Source organism: Roseiconus nitratireducens (assembly GCF_008629675.1).
Taxonomy (GTDB): Bacteria; Planctomycetota; Planctomycetia; order Pirellulales; family Pirellulaceae; genus Stieleria; species Stieleria nitratireducens.
Genome location: NZ_VWOX01000011.1, coordinates 228,283 through 244,697, shown reverse-complemented (window position 1 = coordinate 244,697; position 16,415 = coordinate 228,283). Strand labels below are relative to the sequence as shown.

The window sequence follows — 16,415 nt, the reverse complement described above, 5'->3', positions numbered from 1 at the left end:
CCGCAAGCGTTAGATTACCCGCCATGAACAACCTCTTTGATTTAAACGGCGACGTGGCCACCGTCATCGGTGGCACGGGTGAATTGGGCGGACTGATGTCCGAGGCGTTGGGAGCTGGCGGCGCGAAAGTCGCGGTGGTGGGCCGCAACGCCCAACGCGGCGAGGCGCGGGCGGCCAAGATCAACGACGCGGGGGGAACCGCCCGGTTTTTCCCCGCCGACGGGCTCAGCGGCGAATCACTGGATCAGGCGCGGGCGGCCATCGCCGACTGGGCCGGGGGTCCGACGTCGGTGCTGGTCAACGCCGCCGGGGGGAACCGTCCCGAAGCGACGATTCCGCCCGGGGGCGATTTCTGCAAGCTGCCCTTGGATGCCTGGCGCGACGTGTTCGATCTGAACCTGGTGGGCGGAGCCCTGTTGCCGTGCCAGGTCTTTGCCCCGGACATGATCCGGGCCGAAGTCGGCAGCATCATCAACATTGCTTCGATGAGCGGCATGATCCCGCTGTCGCGCGTTGTCGCTTACTCCGCCGCCAAGTCCGCGGTGATCAACTTGACGATGTGGTTGGCGCGGGAATGGGCGACCACCGGCATCCGGGTCAACGCGATCAGCCCCGGCTTTTTCCCGGCTGAACAGAACCGCAAACTGCTGTTCAACGAAGACGGCAGCTACACCGAACGTGGCGGCCAGATCATCGGCCACACCCCCATGGCCCGCTTCGGGAAGCCGGAAGAACTGGCCGGTGCGGTCGTGTGGCTGGCCAGCCGTCGCGCGTCGTCCTTTGTCACCGGACAGAACATCGCCGTCGACGGCGGTTTCGCGTCGGTCACGATCTAGGCGGCAGCCGTCCAATTTTTCATCCTCCCCCCCTTCATCCCCAAGAACATCTGAACACCCATGAGTGGATTGAACATTCCCAGCGGCGATTGCGACCTTGACTTCCTGGCACTCGGGGCACTGGTTCATCGGTTGGATCCCGGCGTCATTCCGTTCCGAACGGCATCCTCGTTTGACGTCCACGTCTCCGGCGGCGAGTACAACTGCGCGGCGAACCTGGCCTCCTGTTTTGGGTTGGACACCGGAATCGCGACCGCCATGGTCGACAACGGCATCGGGGAACTGATCCAGCGTCAGGTCCGCGCGATGGGCGTTCGTCCCTACTACAAGCAGTTCAAACATGATGGCGTGCGGGGGCCGAACATGGCGACCGTCTACAGCGATCGCGGCCAGGGCGTTCGCGCTCCGGTGGTGTTCTACAACCGAGCCAACGAAGCCGGGGCCATGCTCAAGCCCGGCGATTTCGATTGGTCCAAGATCTTCGCCGGTGGCTGCCGCTGGGTTCACAGTGGCGGCATCTTTGCGGCCCTGTCGGAAACGACTGCCGAAGTCGTCATCGAAATGTTCAAAGCGGCCGGAGAAGCCGGTGCGGTCCGTTCGTTCGACCTGAACTACCGCGCCAAGCTGTGGGACACCATCGGCGGTCTGGCGAAAGGCCAGGAGATGATCGCACGGATCGTCGAACACGTCGACGTGCTGATCGGTAACGAGGAAGACCTGCAGAAAGGACTGGGCGTCAAAGGTCCCGATGTGGAGAAAAAGAAAAGCAGCAAATTGGACCCGGAAAACTTTTTCGGCATGATCGGCAACGTGACCGAGAAGTACCCGCACGTCAAAGCCGTGGCGACCACGCTGCGCGAAGTCCACTCGACCAACCGCCATTCCTGGTCCGCGGTGCTCTGGTACGACGGTGAAAACTACACCGCGCCGACGGCCGAGTTGGACGTGCTGGATCGGATCGGCGGCGGCGACGGGTTTGCCAGCGGCCTGATCTACAGCTTGCTGGACGGGCGCCCGGCTGCCGAAGCTTTGAAGATCGGCTGGGCCCACGGCGCCCTGCTGACCACGTTCCCCGGCGATGTCAGCCGAGCCACGTTGGCCGAAGTCGAAGCCTTTGCCGAAGGGGGTAGCGCCCGCGTGCAGCGGTAAGGCAACTCGCGTGCAGCGGGAGTGCAAGTCGTCGGATTCAACGCTCCGGCGGCTCAGCCTCCCGATTGCCATTGCAGGATGGCGTCCATGGGAAAGGTCAGCATGATCACGTTCAACAGCAAGCTGTCGCGGATCGTCAGCAGCAAAGTGACTTCGACCGCCAGGAAAATCATGGTGGCGGTCTGCCAGCGGAGCTTTGAAGCGATCGCGTAACCCAGCAGGCAGGCCAGCACGTCAAAGACGCTGTTGGCAATCGAATCGCCGTAGTAGTCCAGCGAGATGGTGGCGGCCCGATAGCGCTCAATGATCAGCGGCGAATTCTCCAGAATCTCCCACAACCCTTCGATCACACACGCGATCGTGATCCGGACCGGGGCGGTCAGTCGACTTCGCAGCGGCCACAGAGCGGCAAAGAAAATGAAACCGTGCAACACGTGCGTGAACGTGTAGGGATCGATCAGGTGTTGGGAGTTGTGCATCGACTGCACGGTCCACGACCAGGGAACCAGTTGCCCACACTTGCACCAGGGTGTTCTCCCCATCAACCACAACACCGCCGCCATCGTCGCGATGATCGTCGCCAGCACCGGGCCGTTCCATTGCGACCGCCGCTGGACGGGTTGAGCGAGTTCGTTTGACATCGGGTTTTTTGGGTCGAAAGGTCTTGGGCGATGGCGATCCGCCAGGAAGGTCGGTCGCGTGTTTTTGGAGGGTCCGTTTCGAGGCTGCCAACCGCCCCGTCGCGAACGTTCTCCGCGAGCTGGAGCAACTGCACTGCGTTTGTGGTGCAATTCCGCAGAGGTCCATCTAGCGATCAATGTCAGGCGTTGTCTGGCTCACCCTCCCGCTTGGAGGTCGTGCAGCTTTGAATCACCCTCCCTCCGGGAGGGTCGCGGAGGAGCTTGCGACGACGCGGGGAGGGCTCGTCCGGGGTCGTTGTATTTCAGGCGAATTCTTGACGACACCCTCCCCAAAGGCTCGTGCCTCGCCTTTGACCCTCCCGGAGGGAGGGTGATCTCAAAAAACACGTCTTTTCCCGGCTCAGAAAGCTGCACGACCTCCTTGCGGGACGGTTCAGTGGCGAAACGCTGGTCACAAATTCTGGCTGGATGAACCACTAGCTGGACAGCGCCACTTTGGGTGAGCCGCGTCGCGCCAGCCGCGGGTGCTCTCGTCTCAACCGGCGGCTAGAGCTTTGCCGCGCATTGCACTGCAAATCACGGTGTTTTCGCTCCCGACTCTTCAGACAAAGCTAGAGCCCAAGCCAGTCCAATGGTTGCGCAGCCATCGCTGGGCATCCGTCCCCCCTGGACGCTTGACGGATGCATTATCCTAGTGGCCGCGTGCTTCGTCGGGAACGTCGTTTCCGCGATCACGCTTTTCGCTCGTCGCATCTGGCGGCCGCCAACGATCTTTCTGGATGCAAGGGAGGATCGCTTCTGCGGTGCGGGATCGACGACCGATGCCGGGGCAAATCTTCTATCACGGGGCTCAGAGCCCGATCGATGACGTCGATCGGGTGCGCGTCTGCGTGTGCGGGTCGCTTCGGTACGCTGCCGTCGTGACCGCGTCGGTTCGGGCCATCGGTCGAACCTGGGAACGTCGGCATTGGTTGTTTCGAATTCCGTTCCACCGATCCGATTTGAACGCATGACCGATTCAATGCGGCTGGCATCCCTGCTGATTTGCTTGAGCCTTCTTGCCGTCGGCTGCGGCCCGCCCGACACGACGCGGTTGGTGCCGCCAGTGGACACCTATCAGCCGACACCGCAAGAGTTGGAGAACCAGGCACGATTCCAGCGGATGCGTCAGCAGCGTGATGACGGAGGATAGCGGACCGTCCAAGCCACTTTTTCGGATCGCCCAGGTGGCCGCACGGGTGTTGCTTTCCCGGGTGGGCCTTTTCTTTTGACAGCTCGCATTCCACGTTTCGAGAGAACTATCAGATGAACGCAAAACCCGCCCACGGGGCCGGCGGCTTTACGTTGGTCGAATTGCTTGTGGTGATCGCCATCATCGGCGTCCTGGTCGCGCTATTGTTGCCGGCCGTGCAGGCCGCCCGCGAGGCGGCGCGTCGGATGAGTTGTGGCAATCGTTTCAAACAGGTCGGATTGGCAATCCACCACTACCATGCGGCTTACCGGCGCTTGCCGATGCACATGGGAGGCACCCGTCCGCAGCCGGCACTGGGGCGTTGGTGGGAGCCAGGGGATGTTTCCAATCGAATGATGTTAAGCATCTTCGTTCCGTTGACGCCGTTTTTGGAACAGCAAGGGCTGTGGGAGGAAATCGCCAATCCCAATGCAACGGATTTAAGTTATCCGGGAACCACGCGCACGCCGCCTTGGCCCGCGATGGGGCCGACGCCGACCGACGAATCCAACCAGCACGGCAGCGGCGTCAACGATCGCAACACGGCCTACCCGCCCTGGATGACCGAGCTGGTGATCCTGCGTTGTCCCAGTGATCCCGGATTTGGTTTGCCGTCGATGGGCCGCACGAATGTTGCCGCATGTCTGGGTGACGCGGTGCGGCATCATGACGGAGGAGCCTACGACAGCGATCTGCAACAGATCCCCGCTTGGAGAAGCGAGGAGATCCGGGCCTCCGGGCGCGGATTCTTCGTCACCCGCCGTTCGATGAGGTTTCGCGACGTGCTGGACGGTTTGTCCAACACCGTGATGGCCGCGGAGATAGCGACCGATCTGGGTGACCGGGCTGCAACGACGCATCCGATGGGCGGTCAGGGGTTCACGCAGGTTCAAGACCATCCGCTGACCTGTCGACCGGAGATCGATCCACAACGCCCCGCGCATTGGAATCCGTCGGTCACGGATCTGGTTGCCGCCAATCAGGCTCGCGGGTTTCGGTGGGCCAGCGGCTGCTTTCCGTACTCCGTGATGAACACGATCCTGCCACCCAACGATGAAGTGTGCTTGGCGATCGGGGACACCGGGAACGGAATCTGTCCACCGAGCAGTCGTCACCCGGGCGGGGTCCACGTTCTGATGGGCGACGGGGCGGTGCAGTTTTTCAGTGATTCCATCGAAGCGGGGGATTCGTCCGCCGGAACCGTGCGCCGGGGGCGCGGTGGCAGTCGGGCTCCGGGCTCGCCCAGTCCGTACGGATTGTGGGGGGCCCTTGGGACGCGCGCCAGTCACGAAGTGATCTCAGATCGTCTGGATTGACTGGATGCCTCTTACCCCTCCGCCGGTGCCAGAGTATGCCGGCAAGAGCGTGCGCCGACAAGAGAATACGCCGGCAAGGTGGGGTCGATGGTGAACAAACGCGGTGAACACGCGGCGTTTTGATGCCCGGCTGGATGCCAGTTGGGAAGAGCTTCAGTCGTCAGGCCGATCTTTAAGGTATGGTTGCGCGTCTTTTTGCTCCCCATCCCTCCTTGTCCGACACCGAAGATGGCCTTCCGTTCCCGCTCACGATCGACCTACCTGCGTCCCGATCCGAACGCCCCGATCCGAATGTCCGGGTGGGTGTTTTACCCGCTGTTGTTGGCCACGCTGATCTCGGCCGGGTACTACATCGGTCGCCAGGACTGGATCGCCGCCGGCGGGATTCTGACCGTGATGTGCTGCGCCGGGATCGGTTTTCGTGTGGGGCTGGCCCGGATCTCCGCTTCGATCGTGGCCCTGACCGCGGCGATCTACTTCGCCCCCGCATTGGGGATGGCCTGGGAACAGCGGTTCGCGGCTCAGTTCGGGACGTCCGGTTTGACCAACCGCATTCTGTGCATTGCAGCGGTCGGTGTGGGGATTTCGCTGATTGTGACGCTTCTGCTGGGGCTGGTCAGCCGCGCGTTTCTGGCGCGGCGACGTCGGCTTTCGGCACTCAATTGTTCCTTGGGATTTGGATTCGGGCTGATCGAAGGAGCCGTGATCGTGTTGGTCGTGCTGGGTGGCCTGATCAGTCTGCGTCCCACGACCGAAAACGATCAACGCCGGGCCGGACGGCTGAATGCGGCAATGGACGCGATGGCTGCGAAGACCCAGACCAGCGTGATGGGACCGCTGGTGGAGCAGCACAATCCGTTTGAACGCGTCGAGGCCCTCGCCCAGATCAAGCAGGTCCAACGATCCGTGCAAACACTCTCTCAGCCGAAGAACGTCGACCAGTTGTTGAAGCATCCACAGATCGTTCAGCTGCAGAAGGATCCCTCCTTCCAGCGTGCCCTGGATGAACTCCGCCGTGATCCGGAGGTCCAAGCCTTCCTGCAGCAGGAGCGGCCGATTGACCGGCCGATGTTGATGCGGTTGATGAGCCATCCCGCGCTGTTGCAGCTGGTCGACCGCCAGGACTTTCGCGAGCGCGCCAAGCGTGTCCTATTGAGTGTCGATCAAGAACCGGCACCGGCCATGTAGCCGGACGACGGCCATCGCCCGCCTTGGCGGCGGACGTCTTCTGGTTCCAAGGCTCCGGCCTTGGAACCGACTGTTCTTCCAGGCTCTGCCTGGCAGCAACTCTGGCGGACGGTATCCACCCGGCCGTCACCGGCCCAGACTTCGCGGTCGACGTCCAAGCTCGGTTGCCCGTCCGCGCCGACCGGCGTAACGTAACCCCCATGCGCTACGTCGAACTCCACTGCAAAAGCAATTTCTCTTTTCTTTGCGGCGCATCGCATCCCGACGAATTGGTGGCCCGGGCCGCGGAGCTGGGCTACGGCGGACTGGCCTTGACCGACACCCAATCCTTGGCCGGTGTGGTGCGCGGCTTTGGGGCCGCCCGCGATCTGGGGCTCAAATACATCGTCGGTGCGGAAATCCATCCGATGGATGCGCCGTCGCTGGTGTTGTGGCCGACCGACCGAAATGCCTACGGGCGGTTGTGCCAGCTGCTTTCCCGGGGACGGCTGCGCAGTCCCAAGGGGGAGTGCCGTTTGGAGTGGGCTGACGTGTTGGAGTTTCGTGAGGGCATGATCGCCGGTGCGTTGCCCACGGCCGAGCCGGGCGCGGACGGGCCCAGCGGCGCGGACGGGCACAGCGGCGCGGACGGGCACAGCGGCGCGGACGATCCGGCGGAGGTTACGGTGGCATTCCTGCGAGGGGAGTTTCGTCGGGCTTTCGGCAATTCGGCTTATCTGCTGGCCGCACTTCATCGCGGTGTCGATGACCGATCGGTGATCCAACGGCTGCACCAATTGTCACAGCGGTCGGGAGTGCCGTTGGTCGCTTCGGGAGACGTCGCCTACCACACCGCCGAGCGGATGTTGATGCATGATTGCGTGACCGCCATCCGCCACGGCGCCCGAATCGATCAGGTGCATGCGCAGCGATTTTCGAACAGCCAGCACCACTTGCGAACGTTGGCGGAGATCGAGGAGCTTTTCGGCGAAGTTCCCGGCGCGATCGAGCGGACGTGGGAGATCGCGGAACGTTGCACGTTCTCGCTGGATGAGTTGCGATACGAGTACCCCGAAGAGATCGCGCCTTCCGGGATGACGTTGTTTGAACACCTCAAACGTTTGACGTGGGAGGGCGCGAAGCAACGTTGGCCGGGTGGAGTTCCCGAGCGCGTGATCGACAACCTTCGGCACGAGTTGCAATTGATCCAGGAGCTTCAATACGAAGCCTACTTCTTGACCGTGTGGGACATGGTGCGATTTGCCCGCGACCGCGGGATCCTGTGCCAGGGTCGCGGCAGCGCGGCAAATTCGGTCGTTTGTTACTGTCTGGGGGTGACCAGCGTTGATCCCACGCGCACCGATCTGTTGTTCGAACGCTTCATCAGCCGCGAAAGAAACGAGGCGCCGGACATCGACGTGGATTTCGAACACCAGCGTCGCGAGGAGGTGCTGCAGTACCTGTACGAAAAGTATGGACGTGACCGCGCCGGGATGACGGCAACCGTGACCACGTATCGCAGCAAGAGTGCTATCCGCGAGGTCGGCAAGGCCCTGGGACTTTCGGCCGATCTGATCGACTCGCTTTCCAAGATCGCCGGCAGCGAATACTCCTTGGACGCTCTGCCCTCCGGCATGCTGGCGTGCGGGCTGGATCCGGAATCGGATACCGGTCGGCGGTTCGAATACCTGGTGCGGACGCTGGTCGGATTTCCCCGCCATCTTTCACAACATGTTGGCGGGATGGTGATGACCGCCGGGAAACTCTGCGAACTGTGTCCGATCGAGAACGCGGCAATGCCGGGTCGGACCGTCATCCAATGGGACAAAGATGATTTGGACGAGCTGGGCATTTTGAAGGTGGACGTGCTGGCCTTGGGGATGCTTTCGGCCATCCGACGCTGTTTTCAGATCGTTGCGGACCACCACGGCGACGACTGGTCCCTCTCGACGCTGCCGCACGGAGACAAAGCGACCTACGACATGATTTGTCGTGCCGAGACGATGGGCGTGTTTCAGATTGAAAGCCGCGCCCAGATGAGCATGTTGCCGCGACTGCGACCGCGCTGTTTTTATGACCTGGTGATCGAGGTCGCGATCGTGCGTCCCGGGCCGATCCAGGGTGACATGGTGCACCCGTTTCTCAAAGCTCGCGAGAATCCGAGTGAGGTGGTGTACCCCAACGATGCCGTCCGACGCGTGTTGGAAAAGACGTTGGGCGTGCCGATCTTTCAGGAACAGGCCATGCGATTGGCGGTCGTCGCTGCGGGCTTCACGCCGGGCGAGGCGGATCAGTTGCGTCGCGCCATGGCCGCGTGGCGACGCCCCGGCGTGATCGACAACTTTCGCGTCAAATTGCTCGAGGGCATGCGACGCAACGGTCTGACGGGGAAATTTGCCGAGCAGGTCTTTCACCAGATTCGCGGATTCGGTGAATACGGATTCCCCGAGTCGCACGCGGCCAGTTTCGCGCTGTTGGTCTACGCTTCTTCCTACCTGAAGTGCCACTATCCGGCAGCGTTCTGCGCCGCGTTGCTCAACAGCCAGCCGATGGGCTTTTACGCACCGGCCCAACTGGTCGGCGACGCCCGCAACCAAGGCGTGGAGATCCGGCCGGTGGATGTCAATCACAGCGATTGGGAAACGACCCTTGAAGAAGGTCAAGATCGCAACCATCCGGCACTGCGATTGGGGTTGAACACGATCCGGGGACTGCCGCAGTCGGCCGCCGAGGCGGTGGTGCGCGAACGTCAACGTCACGGCCCCTACCGTGACGTGGCGGAGCTGAGCCGCAGAGGACGGATCGGCCAGGCCGTGGTGTCCTTGCTGGCCGACGCCGATGCGCTGGCAACCGTCGCGGGCGATCGGCGCGCCGCCGTCTGGCAATCGCTGGGTCAGGCGGCCGACGCGGACGAAGCACCGTTGTTGCAAGCGGTCGATGATGACGACCCGTTGCCCGATGACCTGGCACCGATGACGCCGCTGGAAGAAGTCTACGCCGATTACGGGACGACCGGATTGAGCTTGAGGGACCATCCGATGTCCTTTGTGCGGGACGAACTGGAACAGCTGCGATGCGTCCGCGCCGATCAACTTCCCCACCTGCGTGACGGGCGGCACGTCAAGGTCGCCGGGCTGGTCTTGTTGCGCCAGCGCCCGGGCACCGCCAAGGGGATCACCTTCGTGACGTTGGAGGATGAAACCGGGCCGATCAATCTGGTGCTGTTTCCGAAGGTCTGGGAACGCTTCTTCCGCGTGGCCCGGACCAGCAACGCCTGGTTGGTCGACGGCAAATTGGAAAACCGTCAAAACGTGATCCACGTGATCGTCGGTCGGATCACCGACCTGTCCACCCAGGTCTCGGGGCTCTCGATCCGTTCCCGCGACTTTCGCTAGCGCGGCAAACACAATCGGTAGCTCGGATGGACGTCGGGCACGCGGGACGTGCCGGGGCAATCACGAATTGGCCGCGAACAGGATGATTCCGATGAACATCAGGTCGAAAAGGATCATGCCCGTGAGGAACAGCTCCAGGAAGCGTCGAAATTGATCGGCGTATGAGTGGTTTCGGACCATGATGGCTGCCATCGCGCCCAGAAAAGAACAGATGTATGGCAGGGAAAAAAACAGTCCGCAGAGCAATGCCACACCGATCAGATGGTCCGGCGCTTTGGCGATCTTCCAAGCCATCCCCAGTGCCAACACGCCGATCAAGGTCAGGTGAATCGTTGCCGCTAGCGTCGGGAACGGTCGCACCGTCGCTGCGGGCGACAGGGGTTCGCTGGGCGGATCGTACGGGTTCAGCGACATGCAAGAAGCGGTGGAAGAACGGCGGTCACAGCGCAAGGGCGATCCGTTGATTCACGGTTCAGGTCGCTGTTGCGTTGTCGAAATGCGCTGGCATTTAGCTTATCCTAAGCGGGCCTCGTGGGTGGATCTCGGGTATCCCGCTCGGCCCCGCACCGTCAAGCCTCGATCTGAAACGCTAGCGCGTCAGGATCGGGTCGTCGAAGCCAGAAAGTCCCTTAGGCCCGTGCCGGACAGAAGCATCAGTCACTGGAAATGCGTCGCCGATTCCGAATCGAACGTCTCGAAACCCGCCGAATGCTCGCCGCCGACGTGGCGGAGGTCGAGCCCAATGATGACTTGGCGGCGGCGACCGAGGTGCTGCAATCGGGCGTGTTGCGAGGTTCGTTTGCTTCGCTTGAGGACGAAGATTTTTTTCGAATTCCGCTTTCCACCGGCGATGCGCTGTACGTCGATCCGGCGTACGCCGATAGCCAAGGCGGTGATCGCCAGCCCTTCGTCGCCTTTGATTTGGTGGATCCATCGGGCGCGGTGCAGATTCCTTCGATCGACATCTTCCGCAGCATCTTCGTCGCCGCGGAGACAGGTGATCATTTCCTGCGGGTTCACACGGGCAACCGATTTGGGCTGCCCAACGAGGACTATGCGATCACGGCGACCATCAATCGATTCGATGGGATCGAAGAATCGGAACCCAACAACGATTCGGGACAGGCGACTCCGCTCCCCGCGTCAAGGGACTTTCGCGGAACCCTCCAGAACGCGGACGATCACGATACGTTTTCATTTGCTGCCCAGGCCGGCCAAGTTGTCGTCTTGGATCTGGCCGGCGCGGTGTCGCCACCGACCATCACCTTGTCCGATGCCGATGGTTTGATTTTGGCTACGGACTCTCTGGGTCAGGGCATCATTGCGGAGGTGCCCGAAGCAGGAACGTATTTCTTCACGCTGACATTGCCGTCGGCCCAATCGTCACCGACGCCTTACGCCGGCACTCTTCGCACGCTGGACCAGACGGAGATCGTTGCTGAACTGGGCGATCGGTTCGAAAACCATTCCGCGTTGTGGCCAGTCACTGCGAGTGTTTCGGGACGCGCCGGCGTGTTGGAAAGTCTGCAGGATGTCGACGTGTATCAGATCCAGGGCAGCGGGTTGGAAAGTCTGCGATTCGATTTGCGGTATTCGGGAACGGACGATTTATCGTTGGCCGGTCGGCGTTTGAGTCTGTTTAACGAATGGGGGCAACTGATTGCCTACGCCGATGCCAGCCGTTTTGACTACAACCACATGCCGTTGCTGTCGACACCCGGCGTTTACTACCTGGTGATCCAGGCCACGTCATCGATCGGTTTCGGTCCCTACGCAATCAGTGGCGCGGCGATTGATACGTTCGCCGATCAGCGCGACGTTCCGTTGTACTTTTTTGATTTCACCCAACAGTTGCCCGAGCATCGCGGTCGAACTTTCGACGCCGCGTTTGAAGATCCGCAAAACATTCCCTTCCTGGTGTCGCATTTCGAAGCGACCTACGATCGCTACGACGTCGATGTGACGACCGAACTGCCGACTGACAGGTGGCAGTACATATCGCAGGGAGTCGGGGTGTTTGAAGGTCAGGGGAACTCGGGCGGAGGAAGCTTCGGTTTTCGGACCGCGATCGGTTCTTCGATTGCGGATTCGGTTCGCGGGTTTCCGACCGGGAACATCAACCACGAGATCGGTCACGCCACCACGCTCAATCACGCTCGGAACCCCTTGCAGCAGGTGGCCTGGGAGAACTTCGGCAAAACGCTCTTCCCGGGGACTGATTTCGGATTCGTCACGGGAGAGGTCGCAACGGGTGTTGTTGCGAACCACGTTGATCAGGCGGATTGGGTCTTGCAATCGGGAAGCCAGATCCGCCGACCTGTCGGAGACGATTCCCTGATCGACTTGAACGCCGGCCTCCGGGAAATGGAATTGGAATATGCGTCGGGCCCGGTGTATTCGGTTGGCGCCGATCCGCACCGCGTGATCGCCGGTGACTTTGATAACGACGGAATCAAGGATTTGGTGACCGTCAACCGTGGCGATCAAACGCTAAGCGTCTTGTTCGGCCAGGATGGCGGTGGACTGTCGCCGCCGACCCAACTGGACACCGGTCCTGACGCGATCTTTGCCGGAACCGCGTTGGCCGCTGATGTCAACGGTGACGGATTTGATGATCTGGTCCACGCCAACTATGTCGTTGACGGCACCGTCGATGTTTTTTTGGGTGCCGCCGATCGTCAATTCGTCTACGCCGGCGGGTTCTCGGCCGGAGACCGCCCTGGTTCGATTGCCACGGGCGACTTCAATCGTGATGGCCATCCCGATCTTGCCGTGGCGAATTACTTTACCGCGAACGTTTCGATTCTGACCGGAGCCGGTGATGGGACCTTTCTGTTGACCGAAACGCTGGAGACGGGAGGACGACGCGCCAACGAAGTGGAACTGGCCGACCTGGACAATGACGGGATGACCGATCTGTTGGTTGCTGATGGACTCGGTAGCCGGATCACCAGTTTTTTGGGACGACCGGATGGCAGCTTTGCCTTCGGCTCAGCGGTGGGCGTGCCGATCCATCCTCAGGATCTGGTGTTTCTGGATCTGAACGCGGACGCCTATCCCGACGTCGCGACGATCAGCCGCGAAACCGGACGGATTGAGCGATTCGTGAGCGACGGGGACGGCGGACTGCAGTTGTTTTCGCTCGATCCGCTGGAGAGCACGCCGGGCGTCTATGCGATGGAAGGCGCTGACGTCAACGATGACGGCAAGATCGATCTGGTGTTGCCCGTGCAGAATGCCTCGATCGTTGAAATCCTGATCAATCTGGGTGAGGGTCGCTTCAGTCGCCCCATTCAATTTGATCCCGGGGGCGACAACGAGGCGGGCGTCTTCGTCACCGATTGGGACGCCGACCAACGGTCTGACATCTGGGTGGTCGACAGCGGCAGTGACACGCTTCGTTTGATGCCGCAGATTGAGAACGACCGGAGAAACGATCGCGTCGTGGTTCACAGTTCCATTGACGATGCGTCGGAAATCGAAAGCTATTCCTTGCAGGTGGTTGCAGGAGAAACGTACGCGATTGATGTGGACGCGGCGGAGCTTCAATACCCGCTGGACGCAGGTTTGATCATTGTCGGTCCGGCGGGGCAGGTCGTTGCAGCCAATGAATCCGCGATGGACCGGGACACCGCAATCGATTCGGTCGATCCCTATCTGGTTCACACCTTCGAGGAGTCAGGCACGTATCGGATCGACGTCGTTTCGCAATTCGGAACGGTCGGAAAGTACCGCTTGAAAGTCGCTCCGACGGACGCATTCGACAACGACGGTCCACGTGTCCGCCGCGCTTCACCTCAGCAAGACGAAGTCATCGACCAGACTCGGCAGTTGCTTTTTTGGATGAACGACACGTTGGATCCGCAATCGATCAATGCTCAAACCATCCGTGTTGTTGGTGCGGCCACGGGGCCACAGTTGGGAAATGCCGTGTTCGATCCGCTGAAAAACCTGCTGATCTGGCGCGGCCATCAGCCTCTGCCACCGGATACTTACACGGTGACGCTGGACGGATTGACGGATACCCGCGGCAATGTCTTGGATGGCGAAACGAACGGATTGCGGTTCCCTTCCATCTCCGGTGATGGCGTGCCGGGCGGTGCGTTGCCTTATTCGTTTACCGTGGATTCCCTGGACATCACGCCGGCACAGGTCAGGCAATTGATCGTCACCCAATCGGATTACAGTTCGCACGTGTTGGATGTGCGCTTCGATGATCCCTTGGATGTCATCGCCGCCCAGCGGAGTCGTCCCATCGTCACCGCTGCCGGTCCGGACGGGGCATTCGACACGGCCGATGACTATCGCGTGCCGGTCGACGTCTACTACCAGCGTGACTATGACCGGTCGATCGAGCAGGGGGACTACACCGTGTTCACTCGCGGCTACTTGCATCCGGGGTGGTACAAGATCCGCGCGACGCTGCTGGATGAATCCGGCCAGACGACGGTTTTGGATGAAACCTTCCAGATCGCCCCGATGTCACTGCGTCACGGCGTGTCCGTCGTCGACATGAATTTCCAGCCCGGGCAGGTCCAGCCCGCCGCGGACCGCGAGGACATTCGATGGACGTTCAGCAACCCGGTCGATCCGACCACGCTGACGGTGGACACGGTGCGGGTGCGATACTCGCAAGACGCGCACTTTTTCGATTCCCAGGATCTCATTCTGCAGGATGCCGACGGCAGCATCGAATGGGATGCGGCGACGCTGACCGCCATCTTTCAGCCCGCCACACCTCTGGACGAGGGCTTTTATCTGGTCGAACTGGACGGGCAGGCTGAGGGGATTCGCGATTCACGAGGCAACCTTCTGGACGGTGAGTATTTGGATTCCAATATCAACGGCACGACGGTCTGGTCGGTCTATGCGGACCGGGCTTCCGGGGATGGCCGTCGCGGTGGGGACTATCGCGCGGCGTTCGGCATCGATCGCAGCCAGCCGAGCCCGCTGACGCTATCGTTCGATCGAGAATCGATTTCCGAGTCCGGCGGAACGGCGACCCTGCGGATCACGCGCGAGGACGCCGATGGCGAACTGCGGATCTCGTTGAGCAACAGCGATCCGAGTTCATTGAACGTGCAAACCTCGGTCATCATTCCGGACGGCAAAATGTCTTCCGATCCGATCACGATCTCCGCAATCGACGACCCATTTGTCGATGGAACCCAAACAGTCACCCTGGTCGCAGCCGCCCAGCTGTACTCCATGACGCGGGGATTTGTCCGCTACGAGGGAGTTCGATCGCTTGACGTCACCGATGCGGAGCAACTGAGCGTCACGTTTGCCGATCCCGCAATTTCGGAATCGGGCGGGACCAGCACGTTGACGGTGACGCGCACCGATCCGCGCGGGAATCTGGTCGTCGCGTTGAATAGCGATCAGCCAGAACAGTTCCAGTTGCCAATCATCGTCACCCTTTTCGACGGACAGCTGAGCTCGGTTCCGGTGGCGTTCCAAGCGATCGATGACGATCAACTCGAGGGGCCCGTGACGGTGCAGGTCACCGCAAGCGGGTCGGGGTACCAGCCCGGAACGTCCACGATCGAGATCCTCGATCATGAACCGTTGGAACTGCTGCTGGCTGATGCGACGATTTCGGAGTTCGGTGGCGAGACATCGCTGGTCGTCCGACGAACCGATCCGCGGGGTGATTTGGTCGTGGACTTGGCCGTCGCAGGCGCCGATCGGATCGGCGTGCCGACCTCGTTGACGATTGTGGATGGTGCGCTCGAGTCGGCGCCAGTGCCGATTGCAGCGATCGACGATCTATCGGTCAACGCCGCCGAGACGATTGAAGTGACGGCGTCCGCCGCCGGCTACCTGACGGCAACCGATTCGCTGGTTGTCGCGGATGTCTTGGTTTTGCATCCCGAGGATGCCGGATGGGATCTTGATGCGACCTGGCAATTCACCGGCGTGATCGTTCGGTTGGACACGCTGGTGTGGCAGTACACCCGTCAGGGCCAAGATCGACAGGCGGCACATCCCAACGGTTACTCCAACCCGATCAATCGATACGACGTCAACGCCAGCGGGCAGGTGTCCGCAATTGACGCGCTGGTGGTGATCAATGAGCTGGCGCGGCGTGCTTTCAGCGATGATGATCCTGAGTCGCAGGGCACGATCCGGCCCTTGGATCAGGTGGTCCTGGAGTCATTCCAGTTCTTTGATGTGACCGGCGATGACCGGATCACGGCGTTGGACGCATTGCAGGTCATCAATGAAATCGCGCGTCGCATCGAGTCATCGCGTGGGTCGGCGGAATCCGTCATCGACTCGAACACGCTGTTTCTTTCGGACTTCCTGGCAAAGCCGACCTCATCTTCGTCACAGAATGATCCGCCACCGATCGTGTTCCCACGAGTCGTGCACGACGAGAACGAAGCAACGTGGCGGCCGCCGATGCCAGCGGCGCGTTCGGAATCAGATCGCACGTCCGCGATATTAAATTCGGAGGTTGCACTGACCGATTCGGATGCCGGGCAGGCAGATTTGGACGATGCGTCGGCGGACCGGGTCCAGGCCATCGATGAAATCCTGACGGACGGATTGGTAGGGACGGCCTGGTAACGAGCTGAACACGGCGGGAGATCAACCGTGCTCATCTTGCCGCGTTTGTCGCCTGATCAAAGACAGGGTTGTGGCGCGGGTTGGTTTTGGCGTGAGCTGGGGACCGG

General features: G+C 61.3%; 9 protein-coding genes. 7 read left to right on the top strand and 2 right to left on the bottom strand.

All coding sequences use genetic code 11. The annotated features are described in order from the left end of the window. Positions 1 to 23 precede the first annotated feature (23 nt). A complete protein-coding gene (locus FYK55_RS19415) occupies positions 24 to 836 on the top strand; it encodes an SDR family oxidoreductase (RefSeq protein WP_150078102.1) in 813 nt (270 codons plus the stop codon). A 60-nt stretch (positions 837 to 896) separates the two neighbouring features. Beyond that, positions 897 to 1,985 carry a sugar kinase gene (locus FYK55_RS19410; protein WP_235908823.1) on the top strand — a complete coding sequence of 363 codons (1,089 nt, stop codon included), beginning with the start codon at positions 897 to 899 and terminating at the stop codon, positions 1,983 to 1,985. 53 nt (positions 1,986 to 2,038) lie between these two features. Here FYK55_RS19410 and FYK55_RS19405 read toward each other — a convergent pair whose 3' ends face one another. Beyond that, positions 2,039 to 2,626 (bottom strand): DUF2585 family protein, encoded by a 588-nt coding sequence (locus FYK55_RS19405; RefSeq protein WP_150078101.1) that lies wholly within the window; start codon positions 2,624 to 2,626, stop codon positions 2,039 to 2,041. Positions 2,627 to 3,635: 1,009 nt separating this feature from the next. Between FYK55_RS19405 and FYK55_RS19400 the strand changes: the two genes are divergently transcribed. The 4 genes from FYK55_RS19400 (at position 3,636) to FYK55_RS19385 (ending at position 9,735) form a co-directional block, all read left to right on the top strand. Further along, positions 3,636 to 3,818, top strand: a complete 183-nt coding sequence (locus FYK55_RS19400) for a hypothetical protein (protein ID WP_150078100.1) — start codon at positions 3,636 to 3,638, stop codon at positions 3,816 to 3,818. Between the two features lie 113 nt (positions 3,819 to 3,931). Then, positions 3,932 to 5,173: a DUF1559 domain-containing protein gene (locus FYK55_RS19395; protein ID WP_150078099.1), complete on the top strand. Its 1,242-nt coding sequence runs from the start codon at positions 3,932 to 3,934 to the stop codon at positions 5,171 to 5,173. Positions 5,174 to 5,401: 228 nt separating this feature from the next. Beyond that, entirely contained in the window at positions 5,402 to 6,361 is a 960-nt protein-coding gene (locus FYK55_RS19390; protein ID WP_150078098.1) for a CvpA family protein, read from the top strand. A gap of 200 nt (positions 6,362 to 6,561) precedes the next feature. After that, entirely contained in the window at positions 6,562 to 9,735 is a 3,174-nt protein-coding gene (locus FYK55_RS19385) for an error-prone DNA polymerase (RefSeq protein ID WP_150078097.1), read from the top strand. A 60-nt stretch (positions 9,736 to 9,795) separates the two neighbouring features. On the opposite strand, the gene FYK55_RS19380 is transcribed toward FYK55_RS19385, so the two are convergent. Then, the gene (locus tag FYK55_RS19380; protein WP_150078096.1) at positions 9,796 to 10,149 is read right to left on the bottom strand and encodes a hypothetical protein; all 354 of its coding nucleotides are present in this window, start codon (positions 10,147 to 10,149) and stop codon (positions 9,796 to 9,798) included. Positions 10,150 to 10,443: 294 nt separating this feature from the next. Here FYK55_RS19380 and FYK55_RS19375 point away from each other — a divergent pair, with 294 nt between their 5' ends. Then, complete coding sequence (locus FYK55_RS19375) at positions 10,444 to 16,308, top strand: FG-GAP-like repeat-containing protein (RefSeq protein ID WP_235908821.1); 5,865 nt, start codon at positions 10,444 to 10,446, stop codon at positions 16,306 to 16,308. Positions 16,309 to 16,415: the final 107 nt, after the last annotated feature.

Coding starts and splice junctions, on each gene's coding strand:
- FYK55_RS19395 (WP_150078099.1), top strand. CDS start 3,932: ATGAACGCAAAACCCGCCCACGGGGCCGGCGGCTTTACGTTGGTCGAA.
- FYK55_RS19385 (WP_150078097.1), top strand. CDS start 6,562: ATGCGCTACGTCGAACTCCACTGCAAAAGCAATTTCTCTTTTCTTTGC.
- FYK55_RS19415 (WP_150078102.1), top strand. CDS start 24: ATGAACAACCTCTTTGATTTAAACGGCGACGTGGCCACCGTCATCGGT.
- FYK55_RS19380 (WP_150078096.1), bottom strand. CDS start 10,149: ATGTCGCTGAACCCGTACGATCCGCCCAGCGAACCCCTGTCGCCCGCA.
- FYK55_RS19400 (WP_150078100.1), top strand. CDS start 3,636: ATGACCGATTCAATGCGGCTGGCATCCCTGCTGATTTGCTTGAGCCTT.
- FYK55_RS19405 (WP_150078101.1), bottom strand. CDS start 2,626: ATGTCAAACGAACTCGCTCAACCCGTCCAGCGGCGGTCGCAATGGAAC.
- FYK55_RS19410 (WP_235908823.1), top strand. CDS start 897: ATGAGTGGATTGAACATTCCCAGCGGCGATTGCGACCTTGACTTCCTG.
- FYK55_RS19375 (WP_235908821.1), top strand. CDS start 10,444: ATGCTCGCCGCCGACGTGGCGGAGGTCGAGCCCAATGATGACTTGGCG.
- FYK55_RS19390 (WP_150078098.1), top strand. CDS start 5,402: ATGGCCTTCCGTTCCCGCTCACGATCGACCTACCTGCGTCCCGATCCG.